The organism is Halomonas ramblicola (assembly GCF_030409215.1).
Classification (GTDB): domain Bacteria; phylum Pseudomonadota; class Gammaproteobacteria; order Pseudomonadales; family Halomonadaceae; genus Halomonas; species Halomonas ramblicola.
The window spans coordinates 91,554-110,446 of the sequence record NZ_JAUFPL010000017.1 but is presented as its reverse complement, the minus strand read 5'-3'; the positions used below and the strand labels follow the sequence as shown (position 1 = coordinate 110,446).

Annotated in this window: 15 protein-coding genes and 1 tRNA gene; 4 read left to right on the top strand and 12 right to left on the bottom strand. The window is 60.0% G+C overall.

What is annotated here, in order from left to right; all coding sequences use genetic code 11:
• The first annotated feature begins 269 nt into the window (after window positions 1-269).
• The gene (locus QWY80_RS04850) at window positions 270-1,484 is read left to right on the top strand and encodes a hypothetical protein (RefSeq protein WP_290229575.1); all 1,215 of its coding nucleotides are present in this window, start codon (window positions 270-272) and stop codon (window positions 1,482-1,484) included.
• 172 nt (window positions 1,485-1,656) lie between these two features.
• On the opposite strand, the gene QWY80_RS04845 is transcribed toward QWY80_RS04850, so the two are convergent.
• Complete coding sequence (locus QWY80_RS04845; RefSeq protein WP_290229574.1) at window positions 1,657-2,367, bottom strand: hypothetical protein; 711 nt, start codon at window positions 2,365-2,367, stop codon at window positions 1,657-1,659.
• A gap of 306 nt (window positions 2,368-2,673) precedes the next feature.
• A complete protein-coding gene (locus QWY80_RS04840) occupies window positions 2,674-3,249 on the bottom strand; it encodes a recombinase family protein (RefSeq protein WP_290229573.1) in 576 nt (191 codons plus the stop codon).
• Between the two features lie 425 nt (window positions 3,250-3,674).
• On the opposite strand from QWY80_RS04840, the gene QWY80_RS04835 reads away from it, so the two are divergent.
• Window positions 3,675-3,848 carry a hypothetical protein gene (locus QWY80_RS04835; protein ID WP_290229572.1) on the top strand — a complete coding sequence of 58 codons (174 nt, stop codon included), beginning with the start codon at window positions 3,675-3,677 and terminating at the stop codon, window positions 3,846-3,848.
• A gap of 301 nt (window positions 3,849-4,149) precedes the next feature.
• Here the strand turns inward: QWY80_RS04835 and rnhA are convergent, their stop codons facing one another.
• From rnhA to QWY80_RS04805, 6 genes are all read right to left on the bottom strand, one after another.
• On the bottom strand, window positions 4,150-4,752 hold the full coding sequence (gene rnhA, locus QWY80_RS04830; RefSeq protein ID WP_435389272.1) for a ribonuclease HI: 603 nt from the start codon (window positions 4,750-4,752) through the stop codon (window positions 4,150-4,152).
• Window positions 4,753-5,248: 496 nt separating this feature from the next.
• On the bottom strand, window positions 5,249-6,793 hold the full coding sequence (locus QWY80_RS04825) for a helix-turn-helix domain-containing protein (protein WP_290229571.1): 1,545 nt from the start codon (window positions 6,791-6,793) through the stop codon (window positions 5,249-5,251).
• 671 nt (window positions 6,794-7,464) lie between these two features.
• Window positions 7,465-7,779: a KilA-N domain-containing protein gene (locus tag QWY80_RS04820; RefSeq protein ID WP_290229570.1), complete on the bottom strand. Its 315-nt coding sequence runs from the start codon at window positions 7,777-7,779 to the stop codon at window positions 7,465-7,467.
• A 742-nt stretch (window positions 7,780-8,521) separates the two neighbouring features.
• Complete coding sequence (locus tag QWY80_RS04815; RefSeq protein ID WP_290229569.1) at window positions 8,522-10,279, bottom strand: site-specific integrase; 1,758 nt, start codon at window positions 10,277-10,279, stop codon at window positions 8,522-8,524.
• Window positions 10,280-10,371: 92 nt separating this feature from the next.
• Window positions 10,372-10,461 (bottom strand) — tRNA-Ser (locus QWY80_RS04810).
• Between the two features lie 77 nt (window positions 10,462-10,538).
• The gene (locus QWY80_RS04805; protein WP_290229568.1) at window positions 10,539-12,245 is read right to left on the bottom strand and encodes a potassium/proton antiporter; all 1,707 of its coding nucleotides are present in this window, start codon (window positions 12,243-12,245) and stop codon (window positions 10,539-10,541) included.
• Between the two features lie 143 nt (window positions 12,246-12,388).
• On the opposite strand from QWY80_RS04805, the gene QWY80_RS04800 reads away from it, so the two are divergent.
• Window positions 12,389-13,594: an ABC transporter substrate-binding protein gene (locus QWY80_RS04800; RefSeq protein WP_290229567.1), complete on the top strand. Its 1,206-nt coding sequence runs from the start codon at window positions 12,389-12,391 to the stop codon at window positions 13,592-13,594.
• On the opposite strand, the gene QWY80_RS04795 is transcribed toward QWY80_RS04800, so the two are convergent.
• The 3 genes from QWY80_RS04795 to QWY80_RS04785 form a co-directional block, all read right to left on the bottom strand.
• Entirely contained in the window at window positions 13,591-14,364 is a 774-nt protein-coding gene (locus tag QWY80_RS04795) for an alpha/beta fold hydrolase (protein WP_290229566.1), read from the bottom strand. The genes QWY80_RS04800 and QWY80_RS04795 overlap by 4 nt on opposite strands.
• A 21-nt stretch (window positions 14,365-14,385) precedes the next feature.
• The gene (locus QWY80_RS04790) at window positions 14,386-15,069 is read right to left on the bottom strand and encodes a 7-cyano-7-deazaguanine/7-aminomethyl-7-deazaguanine transporter (RefSeq protein WP_290229565.1); all 684 of its coding nucleotides are present in this window, start codon (window positions 15,067-15,069) and stop codon (window positions 14,386-14,388) included.
• Between the two features lie 214 nt (window positions 15,070-15,283).
• Window positions 15,284-17,224 (bottom strand): propionyl-CoA synthetase, encoded by a 1,941-nt coding sequence (locus tag QWY80_RS04785; RefSeq protein ID WP_290229564.1) that lies wholly within the window; start codon window positions 17,222-17,224, stop codon window positions 15,284-15,286.
• 272 nt (window positions 17,225-17,496) lie between these two features.
• Between QWY80_RS04785 and QWY80_RS04780 the strand changes: the two genes are divergently transcribed.
• Entirely contained in the window at window positions 17,497-17,823 is a 327-nt protein-coding gene (locus tag QWY80_RS04780; protein ID WP_290229563.1) for an ArsR/SmtB family transcription factor, read from the top strand.
• Window positions 17,824-17,825: 2 nt separating this feature from the next.
• Here the strand turns inward: QWY80_RS04780 and sohB are convergent, their stop codons facing one another.
• Window positions 17,826-18,866: a protease SohB gene (sohB, locus tag QWY80_RS04775; RefSeq protein ID WP_290229562.1), complete on the bottom strand. Its 1,041-nt coding sequence runs from the start codon at window positions 18,864-18,866 to the stop codon at window positions 17,826-17,828.
• Window positions 18,867-18,893: the final 27 nt, after the last annotated feature.

Here is an 18,893-nt window from a genome sequence, read left to right as displayed (position 1 = left end):
CAGGCACTCACCTCATTATAAGAGTCCCGCAGGCCAGGCCTGCGGGACTCTTATAATGAGGTGAGTGGCGGAGGGACAGGGATCGCGCTCAACCACTCGTAAACCCTTTATAAATCAGTAGCTTGGCTGTGATGATCTGTCTCCAATGTAGCGCCTTCCTGTAACAGAATCAAGCCATATCCCGAACTGGCGGCCTGTCATCGCACGAAACTAGCCCCTTTATGATACTCTTGCTGGAACTGGCAGTGTGGGGACGACTGAGGTTTCTTATGTACATTGATGTCACAATCAATACTGATGATGAGCGAATTGGAGAGCTGGCGCGTCGGTATTGGGAACTCACAGATGAGGGTACGTTCGTATACTCAGTGGCCGAGCTGGCTAGTGAGTTCGGCATTAAGTCACATCAAGTCACCAAGGTCGTCAAAGAAAATGCTTCTGCTTATCGTACAGATATTACCTGCAGTAGCTGCGATGAGTGTTATCTTCTAACTAAGCGGACAGATGCTACTCAGCCCTTTTACCGGTTGGTGCCTCGGCATGAGGATTGGACTTGTGAAGATTGTTTAGAGGAAGAGGTTCAAGTACAGCGTGACTTTGAGCGATATAATGCTGAGAAGTCGAAGTCTCACTCTCTGGCGCAGAGGGTAATATGCTGGGAAGCTGATGTTCGACATCAGGTTTATCTCCTTGCTTTCCTCAAGCACTCTGGTGATGAGAGCTTGTCTCGCATTCTGCCGTTAGGTAATAACAGACTGGATCTATTAGCCCCTACAACTGAAATGACCTTTGAGGTTGTTAGGCAGTTATTGCATAACGATCTTATCTCAGTCGACCCCAACTCTCCGGAGGGGGCATACTTTGTTAACGATGACGTTGAGTTTCGCCTATACTTAGAACGATGTGCCTGGCTAATCACTACATTTTTCAACCAAGATAATGCAGAGCTGGGCGAGCAAGGCATAGACGGTCCCGCATTATACGCCGTCTTGGACAAACACCTCAGCAGTGATCAGTTCCTGAAAGACAACATTGATGACATTCAAGAGATTGCTTGGGAGGTTGTGGAACAAGAAGCTGTCGCATTTCTTGAATATGTACTGAAAGAGCGCGGCCTCCCTCAACGATTTGGTGAAATGACACATCATGTATTGCGCAAGGCTCTTGAAGAATACTCTCTCGCACAAGTTTATCGAATGATATGGCAAGCAGCCCGTAATGCCAGTGACTACTTAGTACGGAACAGAGTACCCAAGCAGCAAGCTGCCAATACTATTCCTCGCAGTATTGATGGTTACATGGAGCGTGCGAGAGCAAATGAGTGGGAGGTTTCACCATTCCGAAGAAATTTTAATCTACCTCAGTCTGTCCTGGCTCGTGTGGTTTTCAATCAGATATTAGGCACCGATGATGGTGGCTTCCATACTCCTCTTCACAGCCTCTTCGGTAAAGAGCAGCTTCAGGGATGTTCTCAGAGTGACTAAGTGTAGGTACAAGGTGCTTATCGGTTTTGACGAAAACACCCCTCAAATTGCGTAACTGGAAGGGAGGCGTCATGTGCCCGTTGCGGCTACCATCCGAAAGGTTAGTGGAAGTTCATGCAGCCACTAGCGGTCGCAAAGTGCGACTAGTCATCAAAGCTTGTAATGTTAACTACTACCGTGCATCTTTTAGAGGATCATCTATCTTAACTCCAACCTTGTTTTCAGCATAATCTTTAGCTTTTTTCAATTCTTTTAGCAACCCCATATCTGTATCGGGTTCTTCGTTATGATCGTCAATTTCTCCGAGCAATATGCTACATAAATAGTATGTATTAATAGCGCTCATATAAATTTCGAAGTTGTTTGTGGTGTTAAATCTAGGCCTTTGTTCGTGTAGACTAACTGATTGTTCATTGCGGAAAAAATTGATTTTCCCATTATATAAATAAGCTCCTTCTATTAAGTGTCCGAGGTCACGCCTGAATTTTCTAGGCACACCTGACTTTAATACAAGGTTCTTGTCTTCAATATATCGAGTATCGAGTAATTTGGGTAGGATAGGTTGTCTTTCCCCAACGCGAAAAGGGGTCGTTTTCTTTACGCTATTGAGTTTGGCGTTTTGATGACAGTCCTTCATTGTATCTTGAGCTAAATTCTGTATTCCTAGTATCTCGTCATACAAGAAGCTTTTTGCTTGGTTCTGATCTTTTCTTTCTTTTATTTTCTCTAGCTTATATGGAATGATTGTTGCTAAGAGCGCTCCAATTACGGCCCCAGCTAGCCCTGCAACTGCATCTCCAGAAATAAAGCCTTCATTGCTTGCCGTGTTGGAGGTTAGAAAAAGCAGAGAATGACTTGTGATTTCCGTGACATTGTTTGTCATCAGTTAGTCCAATCCAGTCCGTTGAGAGCATGAAATAATTTGTCTATTATGACAAATACAGCAAGGTTGGGCAACCAAATGATGTTCCACTTGGATGCCGAAATGGTGGAAGTTCTTTGTGGCGTGATAATTTAGATAAAGATTTTTCCTGCTTGCAGAAGAAGTGCATATCAGCTATTTTGATAGAGTTTAAATGCTGCTAATGTAGAAAACATACAGTGTCTCAAAGTCTTATTCAGCGGCAGACGAAAAAAGTCACCCCATCGTGAACATATGCCATAATAAAAGCTATCGAACTTTCACATATTAGAGTTTATTCCAATGCCTCTTAATGGTGGCAATCCCAAGACCAGTCTGAGCCGCCGCCTGTGACTGGCTGAGTCCCTGAGCCTTGAGCCGTTGGACCTTCTCAGTGGTGTCCTTGGCGACAGGCCGACCGAGCTTCTTACCTTGTCTCTTGGCTCTCTCCAATCCTTCCTGTGTCCTTTCCCTAATCCTGTTCCGCTCGAACTCGGCGAACGCAGCGAACATCTGTAGCAACAGCTTACCCTCACTGCTAGCCAAGTCCTGTGCTGGTAGGTCCAAAGAGACCACCTTGACGCCAGCTTCGGAGAGTTTCGTGATGGTCTGCTGTACGTCGATGTTATCCCTGCCCAGCCGGTCCAACTTCAAGACGACCAAGGTGTCTCCAGGCTCTAGCTTGTGCTCCACCATGGCCTTGAAGGCTGGCCTCTCCATTGCCTGAACTGACCCACTGATGGTTTCAGAGACGATCCTGTGCGGCTCTACAGGATGGCCGATGGCTGTCTCTATGGCAGTCACTTGGTTGTCGGTGGACTGCTCGACGGTGCTCACTCGGCAATAGGCGAAGGTGCGGCTCATGCTGGTTTCCCTCTTAACGCTGGTATCGTTTAACGTGGCATCAGGATAGGAGAGGTGGTATCAGTAGTCAACCCTGAATTGTTGATACCAGCCCAGTCGGCCAGTCACTAGGATCATCAGACGGATGATTGTTGAGACGAGGTTATTACCTACCAGACAGGCAGAAGGGGCCGGGCGCTTCATAAAGTACGCCATCTGTACCGATTACTCATCGGTCCGACTCATCCCCTGGTGCATTGGTTTCCACCAGATGCGAGGAGGCACAGGCGATTCCAGCTATCCCGTGCCGAATCACATAAAACAAGGGGTTAAATACTTTATAATCAATGCTTTACGCGTTATCGGTATGGCCTGTAGCGTGTCTATTGCTGGCGCTCAGAAGAGGGTGCCGAAGGACTACTACCAGACAGCAAGGAGTCGAAACAATGCGGATCGAGTTCACACGCCGTGGCATGGAACTGACCATCATGGGACTGGTCGTCCGGCTGGTCGCTGGCGATGTCTTCCTGCGGGTGCCGATGGTCGGACTACTGGCTTGGAATCAGTGTGGCCTGTTCATGGATCGGTGGGCGGACGCCAAGTATGACCCGGTACTGTAACCCTTGATGCTCAGTCTTGGGGGATGGGTGTACGTCCGTGTCGTTCATCCCCCCGTGACCATCCAAAAGTCGATCTCTTGGCCAGCCATGCGTCTAGCTCCAGGGGCACCGTGGGGTAAACGCGCTGCTCTATATACATCAATACCGGCTCAGATTTGTGCCACAAAATAGCCGGGGGGTGGTCAAGTCCCATTCCTCCTCATGGATGGTCACACGGAAGTCAGGGGAACACAGGTAGACCACATCCTGGCGTGTCTCCTGTACGCGCCATGGTGGTGCTCTTTCTGGCAGCCTCTGTCCCTCAAGGCGCTTGGTCGTACTCCCTCACTGACTGGCCTTCAGCACCAGCTACTGCCAGGGCATCCGCCAGTTCATTCTCCGGGTGACCGCTGTGGCCTCTCACCCAGTAAAAGCGGATGGAATGGACCGCCAGTAGCCCATTGAGTTGCTGCCAAAGGTCGGCATTCTTGACGGGCTTCTTGCTGGCCGTCTTCCAGCCCTTGCGCTTCCATCCGTTGAGCCACTTCGTGGCGCCGTTCATGACATATTCACTGTCGGTGGTCAGGTCCACAGATGAAGCCTTCTTCAGTGCGGACAGAGCTTCAATGACAGCGGTCAACTCGGCTCGATTGTTGGTCACCGGCTTACCCTGGAGCTTACCGGCGATCTTCAGGCGTTTCCCAGCCGATGGGCTCAACAGGACAGCCCCCCAGCCTCCCTGAGGATTACTCTGTCCGTTGCTGCTACAGGCCCCGTCTGTCCAGATGTGGACGATGGGTGACTCTACTGGATGATCCAGCGAGGGAGTCTCATGGCTCGTTCCTAGACGGGAACTCTCGCGTAGACTATCAGCAGCATCGGTGGGCGTGTGGGTCAGGGGAATCGTCGGGTTCGGTGTAGGCATAGTGATTCGTCCTCATTGTCGGAGACAGTCGGTTCCCTTCAGACAGACGGACCAGCAGACGGACGAAACCGCCAATCTGACCGACTGCCTTCGAGAATGTGCTGGTGATGATCGAAAAGGATGGCTCAAGGGACGAGCCTTCTGGATAGCCTGTAGCAGGTCTATCGGATTCGTTGGGCGTGCTGGAAGATGAACGGGAAGTTCATCGATGAGAGTGACCGGAAGTTCTCGGTAGCGTCTACGGCGAAGCCAAGGAAGTAGTGATGTCAGCCCGAGCGAAGCGAGTTATCGGGTTCAACTTCAGGACCAACTGTCAGTCCATCCATGGACATCAACGGCTCGTCTGACAGTCATCCTGAAGGCCCGTCTTACTGATGGTGCTGTATCGTGGTTTCCACCACGGTTGATTACTATCTACAGATGAATCTAACCGAAGGTAGAAGGCGGGACAAAACCGCCCACAGTATTATCTCTTTAAGGGCAAAAATGTCCCACTCTATCTACCACAAGCTGTGGCCCACCGTTGGACTGTCTTTCGGCTCTTCCCGATTTCCTGAGCTGCAGCCGTAACGGTCCATCCTCGGGATAGAAGCTCCAGGGCCTTCTCCTTCTTCTCCTGTTTGGCAGATCGCTTGGACTCCCTCCGGGCCTCCTTGGCGGGACTGTGAGAAGTCTTCTCGATAGACTTCGGAGGCTCTCTCAGGAGACTGGTGTCAACCTCCACATCTATCTCAAGGTTCTCTCGGATGTCATCGATCAGCCCCATGGTTGGGACCACCGTGACTGTCTGGTGGGTCTGACCTTGGACGTCCCTCATGCCAGTCCTCAACATCGCCTGTGAGATCGTCTCAATCAGACGTTCATGTCGGATGGCCTTGAGTCCTGCCTTGCGATCCACTCCCATCATCTCTAGCATTCGCTGGTTCATTTGGGAGTTCACCGGAGCAGCGTTCCCATGGATCAGGTGTGTAGTTCGATGATAGTCCCGATACCGATTCAGTCCCCGGCTGTCCAGCTTGATCACAACGACGTTCGGATAGGTGTGCTCGTTGAAGAATGGCTTCATCCAGTCATAGATGTGGACCAGCAGAGGTTCCCCCGCGTGGTAATCCAGACCATCCTTCAGCAGCTTCCAACCGACCGTGCTTGAGTCGAAAGCATCCGATTCCGTCCCATCTGGTCGGGTCAACATCATCCGCTTGGAGAACCTGTCCCCGGAGATCAGCGGGACCATCTTGGGAGGAACCTTGTAGCCTCGGAACTCCGGGGTGAACTCGGACACATCGAAGGAGAAGCCTTGCGCTTCAAGGTATAGGTAGAAGAGGGTCTTCCTGATCGCATTGCCCATTACATGGACTTCCTTGGCCGCCTTGAAGATCGGCGCATAGTCCACATACCCAGTCGACTTCAAGATGTACTTGTCGCCTGTCCGAGGTTCAGCCGTGACTTCGGACGTTGGGTGGAGTAATCCATCGTAGACCAACGCCTCATGGTGCAACTCAGCAGACCGTGCCTTGTGTAAACGCTCGGCAGCCTTGAACTCCATGCCATCTTCAAGAGACAGCTCGCCTGTCTTGGTGTCCATCTTCACGGTCTCATCGAACATCCTGTCGAACTGGTCGCTGTAGATGTTCTTGTAGAGGTTACTCTGGATGTCCGGCACCTCGTCAAGGATCACCGTCCAGTTCTCAAGGAGATGCGGCGGCAGGTTGGCCAAGGTGGTCTGTGTCAGGATCAGCACTCGTCCAGCACTGCCTTTCGTACTGAAACTCTCGGAGAACTCATACTCTTCGTTGGCCGTCTCGATGGTCTCGACGGCTTCGCTCAGGACAGTCCCGTCTGGACTTACCGAGTCAGCGTTGATGATCTCGACCTCAACATCAGGCCGGAGCGACTTGAATGCCGAGAAGATGTCCCGGCATAGGTCTCGCTTCGGTGCTGCCACAAGATACAGCGCTTCGTCGTCAATGCCCTTGACCATGGACCGTGTCTTGCCGGAGCCCATCAAGGCGGATGCCAGATTAATGGTGGTGTTGCTCATATCGTACTTTCCTCATGAGTAGAACCACGCACCAGCCGAGCCCACCACAAGCCCGTAGGCACAGAACTATCCAACCGGGCGTACGAAAGGCCCAGTCCTGTGCTTGGCTAGTGAGCGGCTCTACTGATGAGAGGTTGGATGGATGGTACGAGGCTTGTCCTCGCTATGCTGTGGTGAGAGGACGGAGGAAACACTTCTCCCCCCGAGGTGGGCACAAATGCCTCTACCCGATCAGGGGATGGCCTCTTCCTTGGGTGTCTGGTATTTACCCGAAATGGCGAGGCCCCCCCTTGGGTGCAGGGTAATCGCCTGGTGGAGGAGTCCCATTCCTCCCTGAGGTGCATACTAATTACCTGATACCGCCGAAGGCTCTCTCCCATAGGTCAGGGTCATTACCACCTGTGAACTCTCTGGGAGGTGGGAAGCGGCTCGATCTTGAGGAAGGCAGTAGCTCTCCCTGAAGTGAGGGAAAATTACTTGGAGGGGCTTGAAGCACTCCTCCTCCCTGAGGTGCACCATAGTATGTGGCCTATCGGTAGATTGAGGAGTGATAGGGCTGGGCTATCAGAGGCTTGCTAGACCTCGCTGAGGCTCGGCAGGGGCTTGACGGACAACTGATGGTGGGAGTAAGGGAGAGAGCGTTAGAGCTTCTCTGAGGCGTTCGCTGAAGCTCACAGTGTGCTTTCTGGCGCCACGCTACAGGGTGAAGCAGTAGGGTTGCCCAGGTGGAGAATGGAAGCCCTTAGAGAGCCGCACAGGGCGTATACGTAGACCAGTTCCTTGACGACGAAGGTTCCGCCATAGCGACCACGCTTGGCATTGACCGGGTAATTCTGCGCTTTCGCAGATTTAGCCAACTCGGAGACGAGTGCCTTGGCCTCATCCCGCTTGAAGAAGTCGGCGGGCTGATCGGCTTTCCGTCCACCGGCTGCCTTGTGGAGGTCGTTGAGGTTGTAGCGACCGACGTCGTCCTGGCGAACGGTCATGTCTGCGACGGTTAATCCTCTCCGTCCCCCTTCATCCTTTTTATCTTGTTTTTTTCTTCTAGGGTTTTTCTCTTTATATATAAGGCCATTAGGTTGTCTCCGCTGCCACTGGACCGAGCTATTGGTAAGAATATATAGAGCAAGTTGAGAGCAGGGGAAACTGTCATGAGCATAAATATCCAAAAGTCTCGGGGGTCGCTGGTGCCATAGCGTTGGATAAGGTGTAAAGCTGTCCCCACGAGAGCAACATTTGCTATGATTGCCGCTAGTTTCAATATTTGAGTCATTTTACCCTCGTTTTTTTATCGTATTCCAAACTGCCACGGCGGCTAATGTTTCTTTAAGACTTATTGTTTTGCGAGTGAAAAAGCCCACAGCATTATATCCCTTTTACAGCCAAGCCATCTTGGGATAGGGCATCTAGTAGGTCTTCTTGTGCTTTAAGCCTTTCATGATTTCCAGTTTTCACAGTGATCATCATATTGTTTGTTAGCTCAAGTGCGACTTTGTCTGGATTGTAGGATTTCAACTTGTCTGTTAAATCGTGGTAACTTCTTGTCGACCTGACTTCTTCATGGGTGATATTCGAAGACCGATTAACCTCGACGAATAAGCTGGTAAGTTTCGTAAGAGTCCTTCCTAGCTTCAATTCAGAGATGATCCCCATTGTGCTACTACCTCATTGCCCTGTGCGTTCACCCTCAACGTAGCTCACAGCTAGTCGGTATTTCAACACGTGTTGCTAATGTGCATCGGGATACAGGTGGTTCAGGACGAGGCCCCGGTGCTCAAGGCGACAGATGGCATCGTTCAAGGTTCTCAGCTCGTACCCGTTCCCATACCGTCCTGACATGCCTGACTCGGTATGGCCCTGAAGAGCATCCATGACTTCCTTGTCGATACCTGAGTTCCGACAGGCATCCTCGAAGTTGTGGCGTAGGGAGTGGAAGGCGTTCTTATCGTGTTTGATCTTGAGAGAGTCGAGGAGCGCCCTGAACCGCTTGGAGTAGACGGACGAGTAGTAGCCATCATTCCCCATGGGCATGTCAGGGAACAGCCGTTGGCTCCCCCGCTGGCGCATCTTCTGGACGTGATCGATGAATCCCAGCCGCCTCAGCTCGGGGTGGATGGGCGTCAGACGCTCGCTATTGGGGTTCTTCAGTCTCTTGTCATCGCCGTCACTGTTGATGTCGATGAAGTCGATACCGTGCTCGCGCTTCACATCTGAGACATAGAGCTGTAAGACTTCCCCCATCCTGGCCCCGGTGAACAGAGCGATCAGCGGAACCCAGTACATGCCTGAGTCCCGAGGAATCAGTGTGCCGGGTTGACGCCAGTGGTGGAGCGACTTGCAGCCCGTGAAGACTGGGGCTCGGAAGATGGCCCGCAACTCCTCCAGCGTGAAGGGATCGCGCTCATCACGAGCACGCTTCTTGATGGCCACCTTCAAGCCGTTCATTGGGTTGGGCGGACACTCGTCATAGTGCTTGGCTGCCCAGTTCCAGAAGGCAGCGGCGTAACCGATTAGCTTGTTCATGTTCTTGCCCGACATCGGCGCAATGCCCAGCTTATCGGCTCGCTCGGCAGCCTTGTCGATGGCCAGTCCCTGGAGCGGCTTCTGCTTCGTCCAGTTGCTGGGGAGCTTCATCAGGACCGACTTGAAGGCACGCCCATCGGCCTTCGCGTAGGCGTCCAGCGGCTTGTCTCCCACGACCGTGATGAAGTTGTCGAGGGTGGTTCGGTGATCGTTGGAGGTCTTCTGTGCCCAGCTCAGGGACTTCTCTGCTATCCACTCCTTGGCCACGGCAGAGAGCAGCGGGCCTTGTCCATCGTCAGACGCTGAGGCGATGGCCTGTGATGGCAGCTTGTCCACTGCGGGTGTCGGGACAATCTCGCCCTCATTGCGCGACTGCATGTCCTTCCCAGCGCGGATGTAGGCGGCTTGTAGTGCCCGAGCCAGCGGACGCCAGCTTGGGGAGTCTGGCGACAGGGCAAGCTCTACCCCATCCCAAGACAGGACATCCTCGGCCTCGTCCCTGAAGAAGGTATCCACCCGACCACGGGCATAGAGGTGACGGGTGTGGCCTACGCTATCTTCAAGCTCCTCGGCGTACTCATCGAAGTCCCAGCGTTCCCAGTCCGTACCGGGCTCGCCGGGTTCCTCCTCGAAGATGCCTTCCATCCTTATTTCCTCATCGGCATCCAACAGGGACGCATGATAGAGGGACGCAAGGTGCTCGATCTGTTCATCGGTGAGGGCGTCGAGGGGCTGGGCTTGGGCTGCCATCCAGCGGCGGTGCTGGTCGAACTTCCGATCCACCTCGACGGCTGCCTTGCGGACACAGCGTAGCGCCTCCTGATAGTCGGAGGTCTTGAGGGAGAAGGTCTCTTCAGCCTTGGGGTAGCTGGCCTGGATGTCCTGAGGGATGGCGGCCCGGTGGTAATAGCGAGCGCCACGGCGATACAGGCGAGGATGTCCGGTCACTTTCACGGTCTTCATGGCCTCCCAATGTAACACTTCAATGGGACAGCCAAGCAAGAAAAAGCCCCGAGGACAGTATGTTACTGATTCCTCAGGGCCTAGTATTCGAGTGGCGGAGGGACAGGGATTCGAACCCTGGGAAGGCTCTCACCTTCGCCGGTTTTCAAGACCGGTGCATTCAACCGCTCTGCCATCCCTCCGGCTCACGGCGGCAGATATTACCAGCTTTCCCGTCGGGGTCAAGAGCCAAGGCCGATCAAGACGTTAGCCACGACGCTCAATACAGCCTCAGGCCCACCTTGGTGACGGTGTTGCCGTCCATCTCGCTGACCACCCAGTGGATACCGTGCCAGTCCACGTCGTCGCCGACCACCGGATGCCCCCCCACCCGCAGCGAGACGAATTCGGCCAGCGTCATGTCGCGCTCGCCGGGGCTCAGGGTCAGGCCGTAGGCGTCGGCGATGTCCTGCATGCGCGCCTCGCCGTCGAAGGTGAAGGTGCCGAAGAAGGCACGCTCCCGCTTGAGCTTGGCCTCGCCGTTGAACAGCCGATTGAGCGCCGGCAGGTCATCGCTGCGGCCGATCACGCACAACACGTCGCCCAGTTGCAGGCGGGTGCTGCCCTTGGGGTGCAGCATGGCGTGCTCGCGGAACAGCGCCGAGATCAGCGCCCCGGAGGGGAAGCGCAGCAGGCGGATCGGCACGTCCTCCAGGTCCTCGTTGTCGACCCGGTAGACGAACAGTTCGTAGTCGTTCTCCGGCAGGATGCCCAGGGGACCGCGATGATTGGGGGTGACGGTGACCGGCACCTCCACTCGCATCCAGCGAGCCATCCACGACAGGGTCCCGCCCTGGATGAGCAGCGACAGCAGCACCACCGCGAAGGCCACGTTGAAGTAGAGCGAGGCATTCTCGACGCCGCCGATCACGGGGAAGATCGCCAGCACGATGGGCACCGCCCCACGCAGCCCCACCCAGGCGATGAAGCCGGTCTCCCGCCAGCGGAACTTGAAGAACGGCTTGATGGCGATCAGCACCGCCAGCGGGCGGGCGACGAAGATCAGCATCAACGCCACCAGGGCCGCCGGCACCGCGTAGTGAAGCATCTCGCTGGGGGTGACGAGCAGCCCCAGCACCAGGAACAGGCCGATCTGACTGAGCCAGGCCAGGCCGTCGTGCACCGGCAGGATGAAATTGAGGTGGCGTCCCGGCTGGTTGCCGATCATCAGGCCCGCCAGGTAGATGGCCAGGAAACCGCTGCCCCCCAGGGTGCTGGTCAAGCCGAAGACGCACAGTCCCAGCGACAGCGTCAGCATGGCGTAGAGCCCCGGCGCCAGGTCCACCCAGCGCAGCAGCTTGGCACTCAGCCAGCCCGCCCCCAGGCCGATCGCCAGGCCCAGCCCGAACTGCTTGACCAGGAACAGGGCGGTATCCAGCGGACCGCCGATCTCGCCGACCAGCACCTCCACCAGCACCAGGGTCAGGAAGATCGCCATGGGATCGTTGGTGCCGGACTCGATCTCCAGCGTCGCCCCGACGCGCTCGTTGAGGTTCACCCCGCGGCCGCTGAGCATCGAGAACACCGCCGCGGCGTCGGTGGAACCGACGATCGCCCCCACCAGCAGCCCCTGCACTGGCGTCAGGCCGAAGACCCACATGGCGAACAGCCCCACCAGGCCACTGGTGATGAACACGCCCAGGGTGGCCAGCGACAGCGCCGGCTTGAAGCCCACCCGGAAGGTCTTGAGCCGGGTGCGCAGGCCGCCGTCGAGGAGGATCAAGGCCAGCGCCAAATGGCCGATGATGAAGGCCAGGGGATAGTTGTCGAACTGGATCCCCAGCACGCCCTCCTCCCCGGCCAGCATCCCCAGGGCCAGGAAGATCAGCAACAGCGGCACCCCGACCAGGGTGGACAGGCGGCTACCCAGCACGCTCAGGGCGATCAGGAAACCGCTGAGCAGGAAAAGCGTGTTGATGGCGTCCATGGCATCCTCTCGACTGCAAGCCGGCATTATCGCATGGGGTCGGCGACATCGCGACGCAACCGCCTCGACTGGCCAGCCCTTCCCGGGGGCGGATACACTTGCCCGTCGGCCCAGCGCCGACGCCCTAGCCGTGGAGCCCCTGCATGCCCAACCTCGCCGGATCGCCACCCCGCACGCCACTCGCGCCGTGCCTGCTGCTACTGGTGACGCTGTTCCTGCCGGGGGCGGCCGCCCTGGCCGAGGACGCTCTCGAGGCCCCGCCGGCGCCCGTGCGTTATCCGCCGCTGAATACCGAGGTCCGGGTGCCGACGTTCACCGCCCCGCCTGACATCGACCGGCCGCGCCGGGAAACGCCCGCGATGGCCGACACCCCCGGCCCGGAGCCGGCCGCCGGCACGCGGCCCGGTCCCAGTGTCACCTCGGCACCGCCGGAACCGCTGGCGCCGCCACCGCTGGAAACCCTGGAGATCATGCTCGACTGGTATCCGGGGCCGCACCACGCCGCCCTGATCCTGGCCACGGCCAATGGCCTGCTGGAGCACGAGGGCCTGGACGTGACCCTGAGCACGCCCGCCGATCCCACGGTCCCCACCCGGCTGCTGGCCGCCGGGCGCATCGACCTGGCGGTGACGCGCCAGCCGCAGTTGCACCTGCAGGTGGATCGCGGCCAATCGCTGGTACGGGTCGCCACCCTGATCGACCTGCCCATGGCCGGCCTGGTGCTGCGCGAGGACCTGGACATCGACTCCCCCGCCGGCCTGGCGGGCCTGAGGATCGGCTATGCCGAGGAGGACGGCCGCGACCTGCTGCTGCCGGCGCTGACCGCGCCCCACGGCATCGCGCCCCGGGAGCTGTTGCTGAGCGATACCGGCTTCGGCCTGGCCACCACCCTGGTCGAACAGCGGCTCGATGCAGTGATCACGCCGCTGCGCCTGACCCTGCCACGCCAACTGGCCGACCAGGGCGTCCCCACCCGCCTGCTACGGGTGGAGGAGCACGGCATTCCCCTCCATGACGGCCTGATCCTGGTGGCCAACCGGGATCGCCTGGCTCGGCTCCGGGACCCCATCCGCGAGTTGCTGGACGCCCTTCAGGCGACCACCGCCTGGATCCTCGAACACCCGGACGAGGCCTGGTCGCGCCTCACCGAGCTCGAGCCCACCCTGGACACGCCCGCCAACCGCGACAGCTGGATGGCCACCCTGCTGCGTCTCAGCGCCCAACCCGCCGCCCTGGATACCGCCCGCTATGTGCGCCTCGAGGCCTTCCTCCATGAGCGGGGCCTGGTGGAGGAAGCGACCCCCGTCGAGAAGCTGGCCGTGGACCTGGGGGCGGCCACGCCTCGCTAGCGGGCGTCCAGAAAGGCGTCGACCTCCGCCCGGAAGGCCTCGGGCCGCTCCGCATGCAGCCAGTGGCCGGCATCCAGGGTGACCAGCTCGGCCTCGGGCAGCACATCGCGCAGCGCCGGCAGATGCTCGTCGGCCACATAGGGGGAGCGCGAGCCGCGCACCACCAGGGCAGGCCCCGGGTAGGCCCCCTGCCCCGCCGGTGCGCCCATGATCGATTGATAGTCCCCCTGGATCTCGTCCAGCCCCAGCCGCAGCACGAGACCGCCCGCCTCGCCGCGCACCAGGTTGGTGGCCAGGAAGAGCCGGACCGGTCGCTCGGCGACGTGCTCGGCCAGCAGCGCATCGGCCTCGCGGCGATTGGCCGGTTGCCCCGCCTCGACCCGGCGCAGCGCGGCGAAGACGCTGTCGTGGTCGTGACCGTAGGCCACCGGGGCGATGTCCGCCACGATCAACGAGGCCACCCGCTGGGGGACGAGGCGTGCCAGGCTGATCGCCACCTTGCCGCCCATGGAATGACCCAGCAGGTGGGCCTGGGACACATCGAGGCGATCCAGCACGGCGAGGACGTCGGCGGCCATGGCGTCGTACCCCATCCCCTCGACGTGGGGCGAACGGCCATGGTTGCGCAGGTCCAAGGCGATCACGCGGCGCCTGGACTCCCAGGCCTTGAGGTGGGAACGCCAGTTGTCGGCGCTGCCGAACAGGCCGTGGATCACCACCAGCGGCACGCCCTCGCCGCCACTGTCCAGGAAATTGAGCTCGATGGGCATGACACTCTCCTCGGTCAGGATTCAGGAACGGGCCCGGGCGGCCTCCGGCGGCAGGTCGGCGCTGCCGGTCACGGCCACCAGGCGACGGCTCAGCCAGGCCAACAGCACCCCGTAGAGGGGCAGGAAGAACAGCAGGCTGATGCCGAGCTTGATCACGTAGTCGACCCAGGCGATCTCCAGCCAGTGGGCGGCCATGAAGGCGTCCGGACTGGCGTGGAAGGCGATGGAGAAGAAGGCGAAGGTGTCCGCCAGGTTTCCCAGCACGGTGGAGATGGCCGGCGCCACCCACCAGGCGCGCAGCCGACGCAGGCGGTCGAAGACGTGCACGTCGAGCAGCTGGCCCAGCACGTAGGCCATGAAGCTGGCCACGGCGATGCGCGCCACGAAGAGGTTCCACTCGCCGAGCGCCGCGAAACCGGCGAAGCCGCCGCGCGGGAAGACCACGGAGACGACATAGGAGATCACCAGCGCCGGCAGCATCACCCGCATGACGATGGCCCTGGCAGGCTCCTTGCCGAACAGCCGCACGGTCAGGTCGGTGGCCAGGAAGATGAAGGGGAAACTGAAGGCGCCCCAGGTGGTGTGGTAGCCCAGCAGGGTGAAGGGCAGCTGAACCAGGTAGTTGCTGGCGGCGATCACCAGGATGTGGAAGCCCACCAGCAGGACGAGGCAACGGCGGTACTGGGCCTCGGACAGTACGAACATGCGGGAAGCCTTTTTTTGGTGAGGGGGTGAGGGAACCCTCGGGGATGAAGACGGAGGCGCATTATACGGGGCGCGGGCCATGCTGGCCATGGCCCGCCAGTCTCGCCTTCGTCCCCGCCCTGCCGCGACGTCGGCAAAGGAGTGCCGCCTGGTGGCCTGTCGGATTCGACCGATCGTCGCGGGAGATGCGGGTGTCGTCGAGTCCGACAGGCTCCTAGACCTGCCGCGCCTCCTGGGCCGCGCCCAGGTCGCGGGACTTCATGGCCTCGTGGATCTCCTCCAGGCTCGCCGGATCGTCGATGGTCGAGGGGATGCCGTACTCCTTGCCGTCGGCAATGTTGCGCAGCAGCTTGCGCAGGATCTTGCCGGAGCGGGTCTTGGGCAGGCGGTCGACCACCAGCACCTGCTTGAAGCAGGCCACCGGGCCGATCCTCTCGCGCACCAGGGCGATCAACTCCGCCTCGAGCTCCGCCTCGCGACCGTCGAAGCCGTCCTTGGGGATCACCAGGCCCACCGGCAGTTGCCCCTTGAGGGCGTCGTGGATGCCGATCACCGCGCACTCGGCCACCGCCGGATGGGCGCCGACGACCTCCTCCATCTCGCCGGTGGAGAGGCGATGGCCGGCCACATTGATGACGTCGTCGGTGCGACCCATGATGAACAGGTAGCCGTCCTCGTCGAAGTAGCCGCCGTCGCCGGTCAGGTAGTAGCCCGGGAAGGCCGCCATGTAGGCCGCGTGGAAGCGTTGCGGATCGCCCCACACCCCGATCAGGCAGCCGGGCGGCATGGGCTGCTTGATCACCACGCTGCCCTGCTCCAGGGGACCCACCGGCGCCCCGTCGCGATCGAGGATCCGCACGTCGAAGCCCGGCACCGGCACGGTGGCGCTGCCCGCCTTGGTGGGCATTGGCTCCAGGCCCTGGAGGTTCGCCGCAATGGGCCAGCCGGTCTCGGTCTGCCACCAGTGGTCGATCACCGGCACCTCGAGCAGGTCATCCAGCCAGTGGAAGGTGGGTGGGTCGAGGCGCTCGCCGGCCAGGAACAGCGCCTTCAGGCTGGAGATATCGTACTCGGCCAGCCGCTCGCCATCCGGATCCTCCTTCTTGATGGCTCGGAAGGCGGTGGGCGCGGTGAAGAAGCTCTTGACCCGGTACTCCTCGATCAGCCGCCAGAAGGCCCCGGCATCCGGGGTCCTCACCGGCTTGCCCTCGTAGACCACGCTGGTGCAACCGCGCAGCAGCGGCGCATAGACGATGTAGGAGTGGCCGACCACCCAGCCCACGTCGGAGGCGGAGAAGAAGACGTCGCCCGGGGCCACATCGTAGATGGCCTCCATGGAATAGTGCAGCGCCACGCCGTAGCCGCCGGTGTCGCGCACCACGCCCTTGGGCTTGCCGGTGGTGCCGGAGGTATAGAGCACGTAGAGCGGGTCGGTGGCCTTTACCGGCACGCACTCGGCCGGCTCGGCCCTGTCGACCAGCGCGGCCCAGTCGTGATCCCGCGGGCCCAGCTCGGCGGGCTGCTGCTCGCGCTGGAAGATCACGCAGGCGTCGGGCTTGTGGGCGCTCTGCTCGATGGCGGCGTCGACGATCGGCTGGTAGGGCAGTACCCGGTCGACCTCGACGCCGCAGGAGGCCGCCACCACCACCCTGGGGGCGGCGTCCTCGATGCGCACCGCCAGCTCATGGGGGGCGAAGCCGCCGAACACCACCGAATGCACCGCGCCCAGGCGCGCGCAGGCGTACATGGCCACCAGCGCCTCCGGGATCATGGGCATGTAGATCACCACGCGGTCACCCTTCGCGACGCCGAGCTCGCGCAGGGCACCGGCGAAACTCGCCACCCGGTCGCGCAGCTGTCGATAGCTCAGGGTCTGCTTGCTGTGGGTGACCGGGGAATCCCAGTGGATCGCCGGCTGGTCGCCGCGGCCCTGCTCCACCTGGTGGTCCAGGGCCGCGTGGCAGAGGTTGAGCTCGCCGTCCGGGTACCAGCGGGCATGGCCGGCCTCGTCGTAGGCGAGAATGGTGTCGGGGAAGGTGAACCAGGGAAGGCGCCGGGCCTGTTCGGCCCAGAAGTCCTGGGGGTGCTCGACGGAGCGGCGGAATTCGTCGTCGTAGGAGTCCATGGTCGTCCTGATGCGGTCGTGTGGCGGCATTGATTGTTGACACTGTAATCCAGAATGCCGCCGACTCCCTCATACGATAGGCTAATTTACGACGAAAGACGCACGTAACCCCCGACAATTGTCGACAACGGAAACGGAGAGCACCAGGGCCACCGGCGAATCGGCGCCACGCTACGCCCCGGGTGGACTATACTTGAGGAATAGTTAAATCAGGAAAGGCACGCTCACCAGGGAATGGCCCGGGACAGGACGCTCCGCCACGCGCGACGGCCTGTCATCATCGGCCAGCGCAGGGGATCGACATGGGCAGCTCCAGCAGCGTTGCATCTCGACTCATCGGTGGCGGCGATGCGGCCATCGACCAGGCCACCGCCCTCCTCAAGGCCATGGCCAACGACAACCGGCTGCGCATCCTCTGCCTGCTGGACGGTCAGGAGCTCTCGGTCACCGAACTCAACCGCCAGCTGGCACTCAGCCAGTCGGCTCTCTCCCAGCACCTGGCGATCCTGCGCCGCGAGAACCTGGTCACCACCCGACGCTCCTCCCAGACCATCTACTACTCGCTGCACGGCGACAGCGCACGGGCCATCATCGAGACGCTGGTGGGCCTGGGCCTGGCCAGGGGCTGAGCCTAGCGGCGCTGCCAGCCGCTGTTCTCCAGCAGTGCGGCACCGCGCAGCAGGGCGCGCTCGACGCCGGTGGCGACCGCCGTGCCCAGCCGTTCGCCGAGCCGGCGACGCGGCTCCAGTTTGACCCGGATCACCCGCGCCTCACGCATGCGCTCCACCAGGTAGGCCTCGCTGGTGCCCAGGGCGTCCACCAGGCCCTTCTCCAGTGCCTCGCGGCCGTACCAGGTCTCGCCAGTGGCCAGGGTCTCGATGTCGAGGTCGGGCCGGCGCTCGGCCACATGATGCTTGAACAGCTCATGGGTGGCGTCGAGCTCCTCGAGAAACTTCTCGCGGCCCTCCTCGGTGTTCTCGCCCAGCACCGTCAGGGTGCGCTTGTAGCGGCCGGCGGTCAGCACCTCCACGTCGATGTCGTGGCGCTTGAGCAGCCGATGGATGTTGGGCACCTGGGCCACCACGCCGATGGACCCCAGCACCGCCAGGGGGGCGGCACGCAGCCGGTCGGCGCCACAGGCCATCAGGTAGCCGCCGCTGGCCGCCACCTTGTCGATGCACACCGTGGTGGACAGCCCCGCCTCGCGCAGGCGGTCGAGCTCCGCCGCGGCCAGTCCGTAGGCGTGCACCAGGCCGCCGGCGGACTCCAGGCGGATCACCACCTCGTCGCCGTCTTCGGCGGCGTCGATCACCGCCGAGACCTCCTCGGCCAGCCGCCCGGTACCGCTGGCGCGGATGTCGCCGTGGAAATCGATGACCCAGACGCTCGTGCGACGCTCCCCGGCATCGCCCTTGCCGGCCCTGGCCCGCGCCTTGTCCTCGCGACGGAAGGCCTTGAGCAACCGCTTGCGTCCCCCCGGCTCGCTGGCCACCAGGGTCAGGCGACGGCGCCGCTCATCGCGCGTGCGGTTGAGCTCCTCGACCCTGAGTCGCGAACGCTCGCCGCCCTCGCCACGCAGCCGCGCCATGATCGCCACCACCAGGCCGACGATCACCGCCAGGCTCAGCAGTTGGGCCAGGAACATGCCGAAATCCGCCAGCCAGTCGCTCATCACTCTCCTCCTCGTACCGGATGCCGC

What these genes read in the sequence shown, in the direction of transcription:
- QWY80_RS04795 (WP_290229566.1), bottom strand. Translation starts at nt 14,364, where the DNA reads ATGCCCATCGAGCTCAATTTCCTGGACAGTGGCGGCGAGGGCGTGCCG.
- QWY80_RS04850 (WP_290229575.1), top strand. Translation starts at nt 270, where the DNA reads ATGTACATTGATGTCACAATCAATACTGATGATGAGCGAATTGGAGAG.
- QWY80_RS04840 (WP_290229573.1), bottom strand. Translation starts at nt 3,249, where the DNA reads ATGAGCCGCACCTTCGCCTATTGCCGAGTGAGCACCGTCGAGCAGTCC.
- QWY80_RS04800 (WP_290229567.1), top strand. Translation starts at nt 12,389, where the DNA reads ATGCCCAACCTCGCCGGATCGCCACCCCGCACGCCACTCGCGCCGTGC.
- QWY80_RS04845 (WP_290229574.1), bottom strand. Translation starts at nt 2,367, where the DNA reads ATGACAAACAATGTCACGGAAATCACAAGTCATTCTCTGCTTTTTCTA.
- sohB (WP_290229562.1), bottom strand. Translation starts at nt 18,866, where the DNA reads ATGAGCGACTGGCTGGCGGATTTCGGCATGTTCCTGGCCCAACTGCTG.
- QWY80_RS04825 (WP_290229571.1), bottom strand. Translation starts at nt 6,793, where the DNA reads ATGAGCAACACCACCATTAATCTGGCATCCGCCTTGATGGGCTCCGGC.
- QWY80_RS04815 (WP_290229569.1), bottom strand. Translation starts at nt 10,279, where the DNA reads ATGAAGACCGTGAAAGTGACCGGACATCCTCGCCTGTATCGCCGTGGC.
- QWY80_RS04805 (WP_290229568.1), bottom strand. Translation starts at nt 12,245, where the DNA reads ATGGACGCCATCAACACGCTTTTCCTGCTCAGCGGTTTCCTGATCGCC.
- QWY80_RS04820 (WP_290229570.1), bottom strand. Translation starts at nt 7,779, where the DNA reads ATGACCGTTCGCCAGGACGACGTCGGTCGCTACAACCTCAACGACCTC.
- QWY80_RS04785 (WP_290229564.1), bottom strand. Translation starts at nt 17,224, where the DNA reads ATGCCGCCACACGACCGCATCAGGACGACCATGGACTCCTACGACGAC.
- QWY80_RS04780 (WP_290229563.1), top strand. Translation starts at nt 17,497, where the DNA reads ATGGGCAGCTCCAGCAGCGTTGCATCTCGACTCATCGGTGGCGGCGAT.
- rnhA (WP_435389272.1), bottom strand. Translation starts at nt 4,752, where the DNA reads ATGCCTACACCGAACCCGACGATTCCCCTGACCCACACGCCCACCGAT.
- QWY80_RS04835 (WP_290229572.1), top strand. Translation starts at nt 3,675, where the DNA reads ATGCGGATCGAGTTCACACGCCGTGGCATGGAACTGACCATCATGGGA.
- QWY80_RS04790 (WP_290229565.1), bottom strand. Translation starts at nt 15,069, where the DNA reads ATGTTCGTACTGTCCGAGGCCCAGTACCGCCGTTGCCTCGTCCTGCTG.